The sequence below is a fragment of the Mycobacterium sp. SA01 genome (assembly GCF_041287105.1).
Lineage (GTDB): Bacteria > Actinomycetota > Actinomycetes > Mycobacteriales > Mycobacteriaceae > Mycobacterium.
Genome location: NZ_JBGGNO010000017.1, coordinates 451016 through 466766, shown reverse-complemented (window position 1 = coordinate 466766; position 15751 = coordinate 451016). Strand labels below are relative to the sequence as shown.

General features: G+C 68.6%; 16 protein-coding genes. 7 read left to right on the top strand and 9 right to left on the bottom strand.

Annotated features, from left to right (window positions below; all coding sequences use genetic code 11):
* Positions 1 to 84: 84 nt before the first annotated feature.
* From carD to rlmB, 5 genes are read left to right on the top strand one after another with little or no spacing between them, the layout of a single operon-like run.
* On the top strand, positions 85 to 573 hold the full coding sequence (gene carD / locus AB4879_RS12450; protein ID WP_019512593.1) for an RNA polymerase-binding transcription factor CarD: 489 nt from the start codon (positions 85 to 87) through the stop codon (positions 571 to 573).
* A gap of 17 nt (positions 574 to 590) precedes the next feature.
* Entirely contained in the window at positions 591 to 1253 is a 663-nt protein-coding gene (gene ispD, locus AB4879_RS12445; protein WP_370507812.1) for a 2-C-methyl-D-erythritol 4-phosphate cytidylyltransferase, read from the top strand.
* Positions 1250 to 1741: a 2-C-methyl-D-erythritol 2,4-cyclodiphosphate synthase gene (gene ispF, locus AB4879_RS12440; protein ID WP_102807323.1), complete on the top strand. Its 492-nt coding sequence runs from the start codon at positions 1250 to 1252 to the stop codon at positions 1739 to 1741. Before ispD ends, ispF begins: the two co-directional genes overlap by 4 nt.
* A gap of 28 nt (positions 1742 to 1769) precedes the next feature.
* On the top strand, positions 1770 to 3173 hold the full coding sequence (gene cysS / locus AB4879_RS12435) for a cysteine--tRNA ligase (protein WP_102807322.1): 1404 nt from the start codon (positions 1770 to 1772) through the stop codon (positions 3171 to 3173).
* Complete coding sequence (rlmB, locus tag AB4879_RS12430; RefSeq protein ID WP_102807321.1) at positions 3174 to 4115, top strand: 23S rRNA (guanosine(2251)-2'-O)-methyltransferase RlmB; 942 nt, start codon at positions 3174 to 3176, stop codon at positions 4113 to 4115.
* 2 nt (positions 4116 to 4117) lie between these two features.
* Here the strand turns inward: rlmB and AB4879_RS12425 are convergent, their stop codons facing one another.
* The 6 genes from AB4879_RS12425 to AB4879_RS12400 are packed head-to-tail and all read right to left on the bottom strand — an operon-like array spanning position 4118 to position 9649.
* Positions 4118 to 5353 carry an SLC13 family permease gene (locus tag AB4879_RS12425; protein ID WP_370507896.1) on the bottom strand — a complete coding sequence of 412 codons (1236 nt, stop codon included), beginning with the start codon at positions 5351 to 5353 and terminating at the stop codon, positions 4118 to 4120.
* Positions 5354 to 5363: 10 nt separating this feature from the next.
* Positions 5364 to 6284: an MBL fold metallo-hydrolase gene (locus AB4879_RS12420; RefSeq protein WP_370507811.1), complete on the bottom strand. Its 921-nt coding sequence runs from the start codon at positions 6282 to 6284 to the stop codon at positions 5364 to 5366.
* A complete protein-coding gene (locus tag AB4879_RS12415) occupies positions 6284 to 7042 on the bottom strand; it encodes a LamB/YcsF family protein (RefSeq protein WP_370507810.1) in 759 nt (252 codons plus the stop codon). Before AB4879_RS12415 ends, AB4879_RS12420 begins: the two co-directional genes overlap by 1 nt.
* A gap of 29 nt (positions 7043 to 7071) precedes the next feature.
* Positions 7072 to 7938: a metal ABC transporter permease gene (locus AB4879_RS12410; protein ID WP_102807318.1), complete on the bottom strand. Its 867-nt coding sequence runs from the start codon at positions 7936 to 7938 to the stop codon at positions 7072 to 7074.
* Complete coding sequence (locus AB4879_RS12405; protein WP_102807317.1) at positions 7931 to 8743, bottom strand: metal ABC transporter ATP-binding protein; 813 nt, start codon at positions 8741 to 8743, stop codon at positions 7931 to 7933. The genes AB4879_RS12410 and AB4879_RS12405 overlap by 8 nt, the downstream gene beginning before the upstream one ends.
* Before the next feature lie 9 nt (positions 8744 to 8752).
* Positions 8753 to 9649 carry a metal ABC transporter solute-binding protein, Zn/Mn family gene (locus tag AB4879_RS12400; RefSeq protein ID WP_370507895.1) on the bottom strand — a complete coding sequence of 299 codons (897 nt, stop codon included), beginning with the start codon at positions 9647 to 9649 and terminating at the stop codon, positions 8753 to 8755.
* 135 nt (positions 9650 to 9784) lie between these two features.
* On the opposite strand from AB4879_RS12400, the gene AB4879_RS12395 reads away from it, so the two are divergent.
* Positions 9785 to 10885 (top strand): LacI family DNA-binding transcriptional regulator, encoded by a 1101-nt coding sequence (locus AB4879_RS12395; protein ID WP_370507809.1) that lies wholly within the window; start codon positions 9785 to 9787, stop codon positions 10883 to 10885.
* Here the strand turns inward: AB4879_RS12395 and otsB are convergent.
* Complete coding sequence (otsB, locus tag AB4879_RS12390; protein ID WP_370507808.1) at positions 10882 to 11640, bottom strand: trehalose-phosphatase; 759 nt, start codon at positions 11638 to 11640, stop codon at positions 10882 to 10884. The genes AB4879_RS12395 and otsB overlap by 4 nt on opposite strands.
* 5 nt (positions 11641 to 11645) lie before the next feature.
* Positions 11646 to 12245, bottom strand: coding sequence for a cholesterol catabolism transcriptional regulator KstR (kstR, locus tag AB4879_RS12385; RefSeq protein ID WP_199189876.1), 600 nt, complete (start codon positions 12243 to 12245; stop codon positions 11646 to 11648).
* Positions 12246 to 12519: 274 nt separating this feature from the next.
* On the opposite strand from kstR, the gene AB4879_RS12380 reads away from it, so the two are divergent.
* On the top strand, positions 12520 to 14625 hold the full coding sequence (locus AB4879_RS12380; protein ID WP_370507807.1) for an acyl-CoA dehydrogenase: 2106 nt from the start codon (positions 12520 to 12522) through the stop codon (positions 14623 to 14625).
* An 11-nt stretch (positions 14626 to 14636) separates the two neighbouring features.
* On the opposite strand, the gene AB4879_RS12375 is transcribed toward AB4879_RS12380, so the two are convergent.
* Positions 14637 to 15704 carry a 2Fe-2S iron-sulfur cluster-binding protein gene (locus AB4879_RS12375; protein WP_370507806.1) on the bottom strand — a complete coding sequence of 356 codons (1068 nt, stop codon included), beginning with the start codon at positions 15702 to 15704 and terminating at the stop codon, positions 14637 to 14639.
* Between the last annotated feature and the right edge of the window lie 47 nt (positions 15705 to 15751).

Genomic DNA, 15751 nt, shown 5'->3' with positions numbered 1-15751 from the left:
CTTCGGTGCCCCTGACCTGCATCGTTGTTCCGCACGCTGTCGGCCACCGTGGTAACATCGGAGTGTGAAAGGGGCTCGAAACTGATGATTTTTAAGGTCGGAGACACCGTTGTCTATCCACACCACGGTGCTGCATTGATCGAGGCCATTGAAACCCGGACCATCAAAGGCGAACAGAAGGAATACCTCGTCTTGAAGGTGTCCCAGGGGGACCTCACTGTCCGAGTTCCCGCCGACAACGCCGAATATGTCGGCGTTCGCGACGTGGTCGGACAGGAAGGCCTGGACAAGGTGTTTCAGGTGCTTCGTGCCCCGCACACCGAAGAGCCGACCAACTGGTCGCGCCGCTACAAGGCCAACCTCGAGAAGCTGGCGTCCGGTGACGTCAACAAGGTCGCCGAGGTCGTTCGCGACCTGTGGCGCCGGGATCAGGAGCGCGGTCTGTCGGCGGGCGAGAAGCGCATGCTGGCCAAGGCCCGGCAGATCCTCGTCGGCGAGCTGGCCCTCGCTGAGAACACCGACGACGAGAAGGCCACCATCATTCTCGACGAGGCGCTGGCCGCCGCGTCCTGACTGCCCTGAGGGGTTAGGTGTCGGACACGGTCGCGGTCGTCACGGCCGCCGGTTCCGGTGAACGGCTGGGCGCGGGTATCCCAAAGGCTTTTGTGGATCTCGGTGGCCGAACCATGCTCGAACGCGCGGTGGACGGTCTGTTGGCCTCCGGCGTGATCGACCGGGTGGTCGTCGCCGCGCCGGCCGAGCGGGTCGACGAAACGAAGCTGCTGCTCGACGGTCGTGCCACGGTTGTCGCCGGCGGTCCGGAGCGTCCGGAAACCGTACGACGAGCATTGGCTTCCGTCGGCGACCCGGAGTTCGTTCTCGTGCACGACGCCGCCCGGCCGCTGACGCCGGTCGAGCAGATCCAGCGGGTGGTCGCGGCCCTGCGTGACGGCCTGCGCGCGGTCATTCCGGTGCTGCCGGTCACCGACACCATCAAGGCCGTCGACGCCAACGGCGTCGTCCTCGGCACTCCCGAGCGCTCCGGGCTGCGTGCCGTGCAAACACCCCAGGGCTTCGACACCGCGTTGCTCCGCCGCGCGTACGAGCACGTCGGCAGCGCGTCGGTCACCGACGACGCCTCGCTGGTCGAATACCTGGGCACCCCGGTGTACACCGTCGCCGGCGACCCCCTCGCATTCAAGGTCACCACGCCGCTGGATCTCCAGCTGGCCCTAGCTCTGCTGGTCGCATGACGATTCCCCGCATCGGGCTGGGCAGCGACGTCCATCCGATCGAGTCGGGCCGGCCCTGCTGGCTGCTGGGGCTGTTGTTCGACGATGCCGACGGCTGCTCCGGACATTCCGATGGGGACGTTGCCGTCCACGCGCTCTGCGATGCGCTGCTCTCGGCGGCGAGCCTCGGCGATCTCGGGTCGGTGTTCGGCGTGGACCAGCCGCAGTGGCGCGGTGTCACCGGCGCCCGCATGCTCGAACACGTCCGCGAGCTGCTCACCGCCGCGGGCTTCACGGTCGGCAACGCCGTCGTCCAGGTGATCGCCAACCGCCCCAAGATCGGGCCGCGCCGGGAGGAAGCCCAACGCCTGCTGTCCGGCCTGCTGGGCGCGCCGGTATCGGTCTCGGCGACCACCACCGACGGCCTCGGGCTGACCGGCCGCGGGGAAGGGATGGCGGCCATCGCCACCGCCCTGGTGGTGGCCGGGTCCGCCTCGATGCCTGACTGAGCCGTTCAGGCCGGTAAGCTGGCGCGTCGTGACCGGCACCCTGCGACTCCACGACACCTACAGCGGTGCCGTGCGCGATTTCGCGCCGATCCGTTCCGGTCATGCCTCGATCTATCTCTGCGGCGCCACCGTCCAGGGCTTGCCGCACATCGGGCATGTCCGCAGCGGGGTCGCCTTCGATGTGCTGCGGCGTTGGCTGACGGCCAAGGGTTTCGACGTTGCATTCATCCGCAACGTCACCGATATCGACGACAAGATCCTCACCAAGGCCGCCGACGCAGGCCGGCCGTGGTGGGAGTGGGCGGCCACCCATGAGCGGGCATTCTCGGCGGCTTACGACGCCCTGGGCGTGCTGCCGCCGTCTGCCGAGCCCCGGGCGACCGGACACATCACCCAGATCGTCGAGCTCATCGAGCGACTGGTCGACACCGGCCACGCCTATACCGGCGCAGGGGACGTCTACTTCGACGTACAGAGCTTCCCGGAGTACGGCAAGCTGTCCGGGCACAAGGTCGACGACGTGCACCAGGGCGAGGGCGTGGCCACCGGTAAGCGCGACCAGCGTGACTTCACCCTGTGGAAGGGTGCCAAACCCGGCGAGCCGTCCTGGCCGACGCCGTGGGGAGCGGGCCGCCCAGGCTGGCACTCCGAATGCGTTGCGATGGCGCACGAATACCTTGGCTCGGAATTCGATATTCACTGCGGTGGTATGGATCTGGTCTTTCCGCACCATGAGAACGAGATCGCGCAGGCGCGTGCCGCCGGCGACGGCTTCGCCCGGTACTGGCTGCACAACGGCTGGGTCACCATGGGCGGGGAGAAGATGAGCAAGTCGTTGGGCAATGTCCTGTCGATTCCAGCTGTGCTGCAACGGGTTCGGCCCGCAGAGCTGCGCTACTACCTGGGTAGTGCCCACTACCGGTCGATGCTGGAGTTCTCCGAGAACGCACTGCAGGATGCGGTCAAGGCGTACACCGGCATCGAGGAGTTCCTGCACCGGGTGCGGACTCGTGTCGGCGTCGTGGTGCCGAGCACGTGGACCGAGAAGTTCGGTGCGGCGCTCGATGACGACCTCGCCGTACCCGCCGCCCTGGCCGAGGTGCATGCCGCCCGCGCGGACGGCAACCGGGCCCTGGAATCCGGCGACCACGAGACCGCGCTGGCGAAGGCGCGTGAAATCCGTTCGATGATGGGGATTCTCGGGTGTGACCCGCTCGACGAGCGCTGGGAGACCCGCGACGAGACGTCGGCGGCCCTGGCTGCGGTCGATGTGTTGGTGCGCGCCGAGCTGAACCGCCGCGACGGTGCTCGCCAGACCCGCGACTGGGCTCTGGCCGATGAGATTCGGGACCGGCTCTCCGAAGCCGGCATCGAGGTGACCGATACCGCCGACGGACCGCAGTGGGCGCTACGCGACGAAGGCGGCAAGTAGATGGCGGGAAACTCCAAGCGGCGCGGTGCGATTCGCAAGGAAGGCACGAAGAAGGGTCCGACCGTCGGGTCCGGCGGTCAGCGCCGCCGTGGGCTGGAGGGCCGCGGCGCGACGCCGCCGGCAAGTGCTCGCACCGGGCATCCGGCGGCCCGACGCGCCGCGAATGCTGACAAGCGGGCGCGCCAGTATTCGAAGCCCACCGACGAGACCGAGATGGTGCTGGGCCGCAACCCGGTGTTGGAGTGCCTGCGTGCGCACGCACCGGCGACAGCGCTGTATGTGGCGCTGGGCGCGGAAGCCGACGAGCGGCTGACCGAGTCGGTCACCCTGGCCGCGGACCGCGGCATCGCGATTCTCGAAGTGCCACGCCACGATCTGGACCGGTTGAGCTCCAACGGGTTACACCAGGGCATCGCTCTGCAGGTGCCGCCCTACAATTACGCCCACCCCGACGATCTGCTGGCGGCCGCCACCTCTGACGTCGAACCGGCGCTTCTGGTCGCACTGGACAACATCTCCGACCCGCGCAACCTCGGCGCGATCGTGCGGTCGGTGGCCGCCTTCGCCGGCCACGGTGTGCTGATCCCGCAGCGGCGCTCCGCATCGGTGACGGCGGTCGCGTGGCGTACCAGCGCCGGTGCGGCTGCCCGCGTGCGGGTCGCGCGGGCCACGAATCTCACTCGCACGCTGAAGGATTGGGCCGACGCCGGTGTTCAGGTGATCGGGCTCGATGCCGAGGGCGACACCACGCTCGACGATCTCGACGGCTCTGGGCCGCTGGTGCTCGTGGTCGGCTCGGAGGGCAAGGGGCTATCGCGACTGGTACGCCAGAATTGCGATGCGGTGGTGTCGATTCCGATGGCAGGGCCGACGGAGTCGCTAAATGCATCGGTCGCTGCCGGTGTGGTGCTCGCCGAGATCGCCCGTCAGCGTCGCCGCTAGCGTTACACCCCGATCAGCTGCACCCCGGCCCACAACGTCAGCACCGCCACCACCAGGCAGGCCGGAACCGTCGCCAGACCCAGCCAGGTGAATTCGCGCACGCTGGTCGGCTCGCCCTGCTGGTGCAACACCCTGCGCCACAGCAGATTGGCCAACGACCCGGCGTAGGTCAGGTTCGGTCCGATGTTCACCCCGATCAGCACGGCGAGCACTGCGGCCGGACCGCTGCCTGCGGCCAGCGGGAGCAGCACCAGTACAGCGGGCAGGTTGTTGACGACATTGGACAGCAGCGCCGCCACCGTCGCGATGCCGAGCAGTGCCGGCAGGCTGCCACCCGACGGCAGCAGATCCGCGGCGGCGGTGTCGAGACCGTTGACCATCACCGCTTTGACGACCACCGCCAGCGCCAGTACGAACAGCAGGAACGGCAGATTCAGCGAGTGCACGATCCCGCCGATCGTGCTGCGCCCCTGCGCCAGTGAGCGCACGCCGAGTACCACCGCGCCGGCCAGTGCCGCCCAGGCCGGCGACAGGCCTGCGAACGAGGTCACCGCGAACCCGACCAGCGTCAAGGCCAGCACCACGAGGACGAACACCGGCCGGTCCGGCTGCGGGGGCGGGCTTTCGGGCGGCACGTCGGCGAGATCGCGCCGAAACGCCAGCCGCAGCACCAGGTATTCGACGGCGATAGCCGCGAGCCACGGCGCGGTCATCAACGCGCTGAAGCGGGTGAACGACAGCCCGGCGGCGCTGAACGCGAGCAGATTGGTCAGGTTGGACACCGGCAGTAACAGTGATGCCGAATTGGACAGGTGCGCAGTCGCGTACAGGTGTGGGCGGGGCGGCACTTTCAGCGTGCGTGCGGTGGCCAGCACCACCGGGGTCAGCAGCACGACGGTGGCGTCCAGGCTGAGCACCGCGGTGGTGGCCGCCGCGATCAGGAACACCTGACCCAGCAGCCGCCGCGGTTTCCCCGCGGTGCCGCGTGCCATCCAGGTGCCCGCCGCCTGGAACAGCCCCTCGTCGTCGCACAACTTGGCCAGCACCAATATCGCGGCCAGGAAGGCGACCACCGGAAGCATCCGGCTCGCCTCGTCGGCGGCATCGTGGGTCGACACCGCACCGATCGCGATGACCAGGGCGGCGGCGGGCACCGCTGCCCATGCCTCTGACCAGCCCCTGGGGCGGGCGATGGCGAAGACGAGGACGACCACCAGGGCCAGCAGGGCGACGATCAGCACGGCGCGATCAGGCCCACGGGTCTTCGCGTTGCCACACCGTCGGCAGATGCAGCGCGACTCCGTCACGCTCGGCCAGGACCGACAGCACCCGCATCGTCACGTTCAGGTCGTCACCGGCATACGGCAACGCGATCAGCGGCTCGGTGAGCGGGCGGAAGAAGTCGTCCCAGTGGATCAGCACGACGCGGCGCGCCCCGACCGCCCTGACCGTCTGCTCCCAGTACTGCTCGATGTAGGTCCGGGGTTGCACACCGAGCTGGCCGACGCCCAGATAGACGATGTCGGCGCGACAACCGTCGAGGGCACCCGGCAGGAAGCCGGCGCTGCCCTGGATGAGCAGCCGCCGATCGCTGGGCGCGTGGTGGATCAGGGTCGACCACGCCTCGCCGCAGCGGAACGCCGACGCTTTGACCGGCGGCACGACCGGTGCGGTGATCGTGCCGGGGAAGCGGTCCGGCGGGCAGTGGTGCGATTCGATGAGTGTCACCGCGAACGGGCCGAGTGTCAGCTCCTGCCCCGACGCCGCGACGACGATCTGATCGTCCGGAAGGCGGTATCCCCGAGCGATATTCGCCGCTGACTCGCCGCCGATCAGCCGGGCGCCGGTGCGGGCAGCGACCAGCGCCGAGTCCATCGCGTGGTCGTAATGGGTGTGCACGGGCAGCACCGCGGCCAGCCGGTTGATGTTGGCCCGGTTCAGGCAGTGGTCGATCCGCGATGCCGACGGCGTCAACCGCCGCAGCCCGACATCCAGCATCGGCGGGCGGGAGAAGAAGCCGTCGGTCAACAGCGACGAGGTACCGTCGTCGACCAGCAGCGTCGACACCCCCAGCCAGGTGACCGACAGCGCGGTGTCCGGGTCGGCCTCCGGGACATCGAAGCGGTCGCGGTACTGGCCGATATCGGGCCTGCCGAGTTTGAGCCGCATCAGATGAACGCCGCCACGTCGACCCCGTCGCGCAGCAGGCGATCGCGGACCGCGGTCGCGATTTGCACCGCGCCCGGCGAATCACCGTGCACGCAAATCGATTCCACCCGTATGTCGATCGTCGATCCGTCGACGGCGGATACCTGTCCGCGGTGCACCATCCGCGACACCCGCTCGGCGATCTGCTCCGGATCGTGTAGCACCGCGCCGTTCTCGCGGCGGGAAACCAGCGCTCCGTCGGAGCGGTAGGCGCGGTCGGCGAACGCCTCGGCGACGGTGCGTAAGCCGAGTCGTTCGGCTTCTTCGAAGAAGACCGAACCCGCCAGGCTCAGCACCGGCAGGCCGGGGTCGACGGCGTGCACCGCCTCGGCGACCGCCCGGGCCTGCTCGCGATGGGTGACAATCGTGTTGTACAGCGCGCCATGGGGTTTGACGTAGCCGACGTCGGTGCCCGCGGAGCGGGCCAGGGCCTGCAAGGCGCCGATCTGGTAGATCACCTCCGCGGTGAGTTCGGCCGGTTCGACATCGATGAAGCGGCGGCCGAACCCGGCCAGGTCGAGATAGCTCACCTGGGCGCCGATCCGCACCCCGCGCTCGGCGGCAGCACGGCTGGTACGGGCCAGCCCGGCCGGGTTGCCGGCGTGGAAGCCGCACGCCACGTTGGCGCTCGTGACGACGTCGAGCATGGCCGCGTCGTCACCGAGCTCCCACACCCCGAAACCTTCGCCGAGGTCTGCGTTCAGGTCGACGGACGTCACCGGACCAGCCTAACCAGCCGGCGGATCGATCAAGCCGCGGCGGGATCCACCTGGCGGCGGCTGACGGCCCAACACACCAGATAGATCACGAACGAGATCGTCGTGACAAACACCGACACCGGAACTCCGGGCGCCAGCGACAGCACGATGCCGACCACCGCGGACAGTTCGGCGAAGATCACCGACGCCGCGATCACCGCCGCCGGTGAACTGAACACCCGGGCTGCCGCGGCTGCCGGCGTGATGAGCAGTGACATGACCAGTAGCGCTCCGACGATCTGCACGCCTTGAGCGGCCACCACGCCGACCAGGGCGGCGAACACGATGCCCAGCATGCGCACCGGAACACCGCGCGCCGCAGCCACTTCGGGGTCCGCGGTGGCGAACAGCAGAGGCCGGTAGCTGAAGGTCAGCACGCCGACCACCAACACGGTCACCGCGATCAGCAGCGTCAGACCCGAGTAGCCGACGCCGACGATCTGACCGGTCAGCAGCGCGAAGCTGGTGCCGGCCCGGCCCGGGTACAGATGGATGAACAGCACCGCCAGGCCCAGCCCGAAGGCCAGCACCACGCCGATCGCCGAGTCGCGCTCGCGGGCCCGCTGCCCGAGGATGCCGAACAGCACGGCGGCCAGTGCGCTGCCCACCAGCGCCCCCAGGCCGACGTTGAAGCCGACCAGTAACGCGAAGGCCGCGCCGGTCAGCGACAGCTCGCTGGAACCGTGCACGGCGAACGACATCTGGCGCATCACGATGAACGGCCCGATCAGCCCGGCCACCAACGCCAGCAGCGCGGCGGCGATCAGGGCCTGCTGAACGAAGCCCCGGCCCAGCAGGTCGGCGGTGATGTCGAATGCGAACAGGTGATCCAGCAGGTGTGCGAAGCGGTCATTCATGGGTGTGTCCGTGGGTGTGGCCGGAGTGATCGAGGTGTTCGCCGACCACCACGTAGCGATCGCCGACCTGCACCACCTGGATGTCGGCCTGATACAGCTCCGAGAGCGTCTCCGAGGTCATCACCTCGGCGACCGTGCCGATCCGGAACCGGCCGTTGACCAGATAGAGCACCCGGTCCACGTAGGGGACCACCGGGTTGATCTCGTGCGTCACGAACATCACCGCGGTACCGGATCTGCGGCGCCGGTCGATGAGCTGGGCGACCAGCCGGGCGCTGGCCGGATCCAGGTTGAGCAGGGGCTCGTCGCAGAGCAGCAGCACCGGGTCGCTGGCCAATGCCTGCGCGATGCGCACCCGCTGCAGTTCGCCACCGGACATCACCCCGACCGGAACCTTGGCCAACTTCAGGGCCTGGACCTCTGCCAGCGCCCGCTGGACGACCGAGTTCCGGTGCTGGCGCTCCTTCGGCGACAGCGGCCCGATGCCCCAGTGGTGGCCGTCCACCCCGAGGCGGACCAGGTCGCGGCCGCGCAGGCTCAGGCCCCGGTCGACCGAGCGGTGCTGAGGCACGTACCCGATCCGCTCGCTGCCCGCCTCGATCGGCCTGCCCTCGATGGTGGCCGTGCCCGCGCTGAGTTCCAGCTGACCCAGCAGCACCTTGAACAGCGACGTTTTCCCGGTGCCGTTGGGGCCGAGGATGGCGATGAACTCACCGCGGGCCACCTTCAGATCGAGGTGGTCCCAGAGCACCCGGTCCCCGAACGCCAGCCGAGCACCGGACAGGCAGACGACCTCGGTACTCACAAGCAGTGATTATCGGTTCTGCTGCAAGGCGGCGGTCAACCGGTCGGCGGTATCGCGCTGCCAGGTCAGGTAGTCCTTGCCGTCGGGCAGCGTCTCGGTGACGCTGACGACGGGCACACCGGCGCTCGCAGCCGCGGCCTGCACCTGTTTGGTGACCTCGGTGATCGTTTGTTCGTTGAACACCACAGCGGCGATCTGGCGGGCCTTGATGAGGTCCAGCATGGCCGCGACGTCGACGGGGGCGGGGTCGGTGTCCTGCTCGACGGCGCTGGCGAATCCGGCCGGTGTCTTATCGGTCAGGCCGGCTGCCTCCAGGAGATAGTGCGCGACGGGTTCGGTCGCGACCACCGCGGCGCCCGGGTGGGTGGTGCGGATCGCGTTCTCGGTCTGCGCTATCGCGTCGGCCTTGCGGTTGAAGGTCTCGGCGTTGGACTTGTAGTCGGCGGCGTGCTGCGGATCGTCCTGGGCGAGTTTGTCGGCGATCGAGCTGGCCACGGCCCGCGCGGTGGACAGGTCGTAGAAGACGTGCTCGTTGGCCGGCTGGGGTTCGCCGGCGGGCGGCTTCAGCAGTGCGTAGGCGTTGACAGCAGCCACTGACTTGTGGCTGGCCAGGACGTCGTCGACCCAGTGGTCGTAACCGCCGCCGTTGTAGACCACCAGCGACGCGTCGGCGATGTCGGCCGCGTTCGAGGGGCTGGCCTCGAACGAGTGCGGGTCGGCGGAGGCGCTGGTGATGATCGAGGTGACCTTGGCGTGGTCGCCTGCGACCGCCTGCGCGACGCTGCCCCAGACGTCGGTGGACGCCACCACGGTGGGGGTCTGTGCTGCTGCCGGGCCGCTGCCCGGGGACTTGTCGCCGCCGCATGCGGTGAGACCAGCCGCCAGCGCCAACGCCGACAAACCCATGACCGCACGGATCGCAGTACTGCGCACGAGCCCTCCTTGTGACCGAGTAGACCTAATACAAATGAAAACCGTTTCCAATAACCATAGGGCATCGGTACCGGTCATGCGCAACTCGATGCGCTAGCCTCACGGAGCATGTCCCGAAGTCCCGCGCCGCGGCGGCGGGCGACTCTGGCCTCATTGGCTGCCGAGCTCAAGGTTTCGCGGACCACGATCTCCAACGCATACAACCGGCCCGATCAGTTGTCGGCGGATCTGCGGGAGCGGGTGCTGGCCACGGCCAAGCGGCTGGGATACGCCGGCCCGGATCCGGTGGCCCGGTCGCTGCGAACCCGAAAGGCCGGCGCGGTCGGCTTGGTGATCACCGAGCCGCTGACCTACGCCTTCAGTGATCCCGCCGCACTGAACTTCGTTGCCGGGCTCGCTGAATCGTGCGAAGAAGCCGGACAGGGCCTGCTACTGGTCGCGGTCGGACCCGATCGCAGTGTCTCGGACGGCACGAATTCCGTTCTGGCAGCAGGAGTCGACGGATTCGTCGTCTACGCCGCGGCCGACGACGATCCCTATCTGCAGACGGCGTTGCAGCGCCACGTACCGATCGTGGTCGTCGACCAGCCCGCGGACGTCCCGGGTGCATCCCGGGTCTGCATCGACGACCGGACCGCCATGCGGGAACTGGCCGACTATGTCGTCGGGCTCGGGCATCGCGAAATCGGTTTGCTGACAATGCGATTGGGTAATGAGCGACGCGTCGGTGACCAGGCGGCAGGCGTCGTTAGTGCAGATCGGCTGACGGGATCGCGCTTTCACGTCCAGACCGAGCGGATCGGCGGGGTGCGCGATGCGATGGTGGCTGCGGGACTCGACGCGACCGCCCTGACCATCGTGGAGAGCTGTGAGCACCGCCCGGCGTCGGGTGCCGCGGCCGCCGAGTTGGCGCTGCAGACCAACCCGCGGATCACCGCATTGATGTGCACCGCCGACGTCCTGGCGATTTCAGCGATGGATTATCTACGCGCCAAAGGCATTTACGTGCCCGGCCAGATGACGGTCACCGGGTTCGACGGCATCCCTGAGGCTTTGAGCCGGGGGCTGACCACGGTGTCGCAGCCCAGCCTGGAGAAGGGCAAGCGCGCCGGACGGCTGCTGCACAGTCCGCCGCGCGACGGCTTGCCGGTGATCGATGTGCTGCCAACCGAACTGGTGCGGGGGCGGACGGCGGGCCCGCCCGTCTAACCCCGCCGGGCGCGAACCAGATACTCCAGGGCGGTCGCGACGTCGTCAGGGGAGTCGACTCGATAGCGAGCCAGGGTCTGGCCCGTACCGACCTTCACCCCGACGTCGCCGTCGGTGAGCCGCTTGAACCCTTTTTCGTCGGTGACGTCGTCGCCGAAGAACACCACCGCGGTCGCGTCGAGCTGTTCGCGTAGTTGCTCGAGTGCGGCACCCTTGTCGGTGTCGATGACGGCGAACTCGCGAACCGCTTTGCCTTCGGTGATGTGAATGTCCCAGTCCTGCACCGCGTTCAGCGCCTCGTCGAGGGCCTTCTGGGCGTCCTCGGGGACCGCGTTGCGTACGTGGAAGGCCACACTGACCGGCTTGGTTTCGATGCTCGCGCCGGGATAGCGCCGCGCCAGGGCCGCCATGATCTGCTCGAGTTCGGCCAGCCGGGCCCTGGCCGCGTCGTCGATCGCGTCGAGGAAGTCGGCGTCGAACTCCGCGCCGTGGCTGCCCACTAGATGCACATCACCGGGAGCGCCGGACAGAACCTTCAGGTCGCGAAGCGCACGTCCGGAGATCAGCGCCGCATTGGTGGACTGCAATGTCGCCAGCGCGGCAAGGGCGTCGGCGGCGGCGGGCAGGGGACGGGCGTCGGCGGGGTTGGACACGATCGGCGCGACGGTGCCATCGAAGTCGGACGCCACCAACAACTGTGGGACGCGCGCGACCTCGGTCAGCGCGCGATGCAGATCCTCGGGAAGATCGGGCACGGGTCCTAGGACTCGCCGTCGTCGCCGATCAGCAGCCGCACTGCGAGATCGAGCCGTTTGCTGACGTCGGTCGCCGAGGCCCGTCGGGTCAGCCAGGCCAACAGGTTCGACAGCCACACATCGGAGATGACCCGGGCGATGTGGTACTGATCTTCGGTCGGTTCGCCGTCGCTCATGGCGCGCGCGAACATGCTGTCGATGATCTTCTCCACGTGATCAACTTCACCTGCGGCCGAGGCGTCGGCGAACACGTAGGCCCGCGTCATGGCCTCGGTCAGCAGCGGGTTGCGCTGCATGGCCCGGTTCAGCTTGCTCACCATGAAGCTGAGCCGGTGGAAGGGTGAGCCGCCGGCCACCGCGGTCCGGTCGGTCTTGGCGTCGATGCGCTCGAACTCGCGGGCCAGCGCCGACACCAGCAGGTGCACCTTCGACGGGAAGTAGCGGTACAGCGTGCCGACCGCCACGTCGGCACGGTCGGCCACCGCACGCATCTGCACGGCCTCGTATCCGCCCTTGGAGGCGATCGCCATGGTGGCGTCGAGGATGCGCTTACGGCGTTCGCGCTGCGCCTCGGATCCGAGCTCTGATTCGGCGAGTACGGACACCGGTATCACCTCACGTGGCTGCGAACCTGCACCGCCGGCCGTCGATTTCTGCGCTGGCGATGACATGGGTCGGCTAGCTCCTTCCAAGGCTGTTCTGGGAGAAACGATACGCATCGCTACACCGCGTCGCGCACCTCTGCCTCCCCTGGGACAGCCGCGTGTCCTGCTGCGATGCCGGTCGACTTGACTGTTGATCGCTGGCACTATTAGAACACGTTCTAGTGGGCCGAGAAGTTTTTCAGCGCCCGTTCTTTGTGACCTTTAGGAGCCGCGGGTGTCTGCGACCATCACCGACGAACAGTTTGCCGCCCGCGAGTTGGTCCGCAGCTGGGCGGCCTCCTCCGGCGCCCTGGCCGCTGTTCGCGACGTCGACCACGGCACGCCCGACGCGTGGCGCCCGGTGTATCGAGGGCTCGCCGAGCTGGGCTTGTTCGGTGTCGCGGTGGCCGAGGAGGCCGGTGGCGCCGGCGGTTCCATCCAGGACTTGTGCGCAATGGTCGAGGAGGCGGCGCGGGCGCTGGTCCCCGGACCGGTCGCGACGACGGCGGTCGCCACGCTGGTGGTCACCGATGCCGACCTGCTCGAAGCGCTGGCTTCGGGTGAGGCCACCGCCGGCCTGGCGCTGGCTGCCGACCTGCGCAAAGACGGTGATCAGATCTCGGGTACCGCCGATTTCGTGCTCGGCGCCGACACCTCGGGAGTACTGCTGCTGCCGGTGGGTGACGAGGTCGTCGTCGTCGACGCCGGAGCCGACGGGGTTTCGGTCGAGCTGTTGGCGGCCACCGACTTTTCCCGCCCCTTGGGCCGGGTGACGCTGAATTCGGTTCCCGCCACCACGCTGGCCGTCGCGCGGCGCCGGTTCGAGGACCTGGCCGCGACCGTGCTGGCCGCCGAGACCGCGGGGGTGGCCCGCTGGACGCTGGACACCGCCGTGGACTACGCCAAGGTGCGCGAGCAGTTCGGCAAGCCGATCGGCAGCTTCCAGGCCATCAAGCACATGTGCGCCGAGATGCTGCTGCGTTCCCAGCAGGCGTCCGTGGCGGCGGCCGATGCCGCGGTCGCGGCTGCCGGTCAGGATTCCCAGCAGCTGTCGATCGCCGCCGCGATCGCCGCCGCGATCGGTATCGAGGCGGCCACCGCCAACGCCAAAGACTGCATCCAGGTGCTCGGCGGCATCGGCATCACCTGGGAGCACGACGCCCATCTCTACCTGCGTCGCGCCTACAGCATCGGCCAGATCCTCGGTGGCCGGCCGGCGTGGCTGCGCCGGGTCGCCGCGCTGACGCTGGACGGGGTGCGCCGCGAGCTGCACATCGACCTGGACTCCGTCGCGCACCTGCAGCCTGAGATCGCCGCCGCGGTCGCGGAGGTGGCCAAGCTGCCGGCGGATCAGCGTCGGCCCGCGCTGGCCGACTCCGGTCTGCTCGCGCCGCACTGGCCCAAGCCCTATGGCCGGGAGGCGTCACCGGCCGAGCAGCTGCTCATCGATTCCGAGATGGCCAAGGCTGACGTGCAGCGCCCTGATCTGGTGATCGGCTGGTGGGCGGTGCCGACGATCCTGGAGGGCGGGACGCCTGCGCAGATCGACCGGTTCGTACCGGCCACCCTGCGCGGCGAGATCATCTGGTGCCAGCTGTTCAGTGAGCCCGGCGCCGGGTCGGACCTGGCCGCCCTGCGCACGAAAGCTGTTCGCGCCGAAGGTGGTTGGAAGCTCACCGGTCAGAAGGTGTGGACCTCTGCCGCGCAGAAAGCGCACTGGGGTGTCTGCCTGGCCCGCACCGACGCCGACGCTCCGAAACACAAGGGCATCACGTACTTCCTGATCGACATGCGCTCGCCCGGCATCGTGGTGCGGCCGCTGCGGGAGATCACCGGCGACGAGCTCTTCAACGAGGTCTTCTTCGACGACGTCTTCGTGCCCGACGACATGGTGGTCGGCACCGTCAACGACGGCTGGCGGCTGGCCCGCACCACGCTGGCCAATGAGCGCGTCGCGATGGCGCAGGGCACCGCGCTGGGCAATCCGGTGGAGGAGATGCTGCGCTCGGTCGCCGCCCGTGAACTCGACACCGCGCTGCAGGACCAGACAGCCAAGCTGATCCTGTCCGCGCAGGCCGGCTCGCTGCTCGATCAGCGCATCGCGCAGCTGGCGGTCGGCGGACAGGACACCAGCGCAGAAGCCAGCGCGCGCAAGCTGATTGGCGTTCGGCACCGGCAGGCGCTGGCCGAGTTCCGCCAGGAGCTGTCCGAGTCGGGCGGCCTCACCGTCGACGGATTCGTCCACGACTTCCTCAACACCCGATGCCTGACGATCGCCGGTGGCACCGAGCAGATCCTGCTGACCATGGCCGGCGAACGGCTGCTGGGCCTGCCGCGGTAGCGAGCGCCTCGCTATTCGTCGTACGTGACGTCGACGGAATCGGAGGTCGGCCGCGCCTGGCAGGCCAGGATCAGCCCCTCGTCGATGTCGCTGGGCTCCAGGACGTCGTTGATGTCCATCTCCACGTCACCGCTGCGCTTGACCACCGCGCACGCCCCGCAGTGCCCCTCGCGGCAGGAGAACGGGACGTCGAGGCCTTTGTCGAGCAGGACGTCGAGCAGTTTGGCGTTGCGCGGCCACGACACGGTGTGGGTCTGTCCGTCGAGTTCGACGACGGCTTCCGCGGGCGGTTCGTCGCCGTCGTCGGTGATCGTCACCGCGGCGAACGGATCGGTGTCCAGTGAGCGGAACACCTCGATGTGCACCTGCTTGGCCGGCACCTGCAGCGAGTCCAGTGCTTGTTCGGCGGCCTGCATGAACGGTCCCGGCCCGCAGATGAACGCCTGCCGGTCGGTGTAGGGCGCCATCACGGTGCTCAGTGCCGCGGTGCTGGGCAGTCCCTGCACCGACTCCAGCCAGTGCACGACCGTCAGCCGGTCGGGGTACTTGGCGGCCAGGTCACGCAGCGTGCCGGCGAAGATCACGGAACGCTCGTCGCGGTTGGCGTAGAGCAGGGTCACCTTGCCGCTGCCCTCCGAGAGGGCCGACTTGCAGATGGCCAGCATCGGGGTGATGCCGCTGCCCGCCGCGATCAGCAGGAAATCGGTGTCCAGGGTCTTGGGCACGAAGGTTCCCGACGGTGCGAGCACGTGGATCTTCATCCCCCGGTGCGCGTGGTCGCACAGCCAATTCGACGCGTAGCCGTCAACGGTGCGCTTGACGGTCACGGTCAGAGCGTCGTCGGTGAACGGCGAGCTGCACAGGGAGTAGCAGCGGGCCACCGACCCCGTCCGGTCGCTGGGGATGCGCAGGGTCAGGAACTGGCCGGGCGCGTAGCGCAGCCGATCAGCCGGGATGTCGGCACCGGCGGGCACGCCGAACACCAGCGATCGCGAGTCGTCGGTTTCGTCGACCACGTCGGTCACTTCCAACTCGAGCACGTGGCTGCCCAGCGGCTCGTCGGGTGGAACCTGCGTCACGGTGTTCAGCCTTCCCTCCGCCTAACTAGAACAGGTTACAGAAATCG

Coding starts and splice junctions, on each gene's coding strand:
- carD (WP_019512593.1), top strand. CDS start 85: ATGATTTTTAAGGTCGGAGACACCGTTGTCTATCCACACCACGGTGCT.
- ispF (WP_102807323.1), top strand. CDS start 1,250: ATGACGATTCCCCGCATCGGGCTGGGCAGCGACGTCCATCCGATCGAG.
- rlmB (WP_102807321.1), top strand. CDS start 3,174: ATGGCGGGAAACTCCAAGCGGCGCGGTGCGATTCGCAAGGAAGGCACG.
- AB4879_RS12420 (WP_370507811.1), bottom strand. CDS start 6,284: ATGCGGCTCAAACTCGGCAGGCCCGATATCGGCCAGTACCGCGACCGC.
- AB4879_RS12410 (WP_102807318.1), bottom strand. CDS start 7,938: ATGAATGACCGCTTCGCACACCTGCTGGATCACCTGTTCGCATTCGAC.
- AB4879_RS12400 (WP_370507895.1), bottom strand. CDS start 9,649: ATGGGTTTGTCGGCGTTGGCGCTGGCGGCTGGTCTCACCGCATGCGGC.
- AB4879_RS12395 (WP_370507809.1), top strand. CDS start 9,785: ATGTCCCGAAGTCCCGCGCCGCGGCGGCGGGCGACTCTGGCCTCATTG.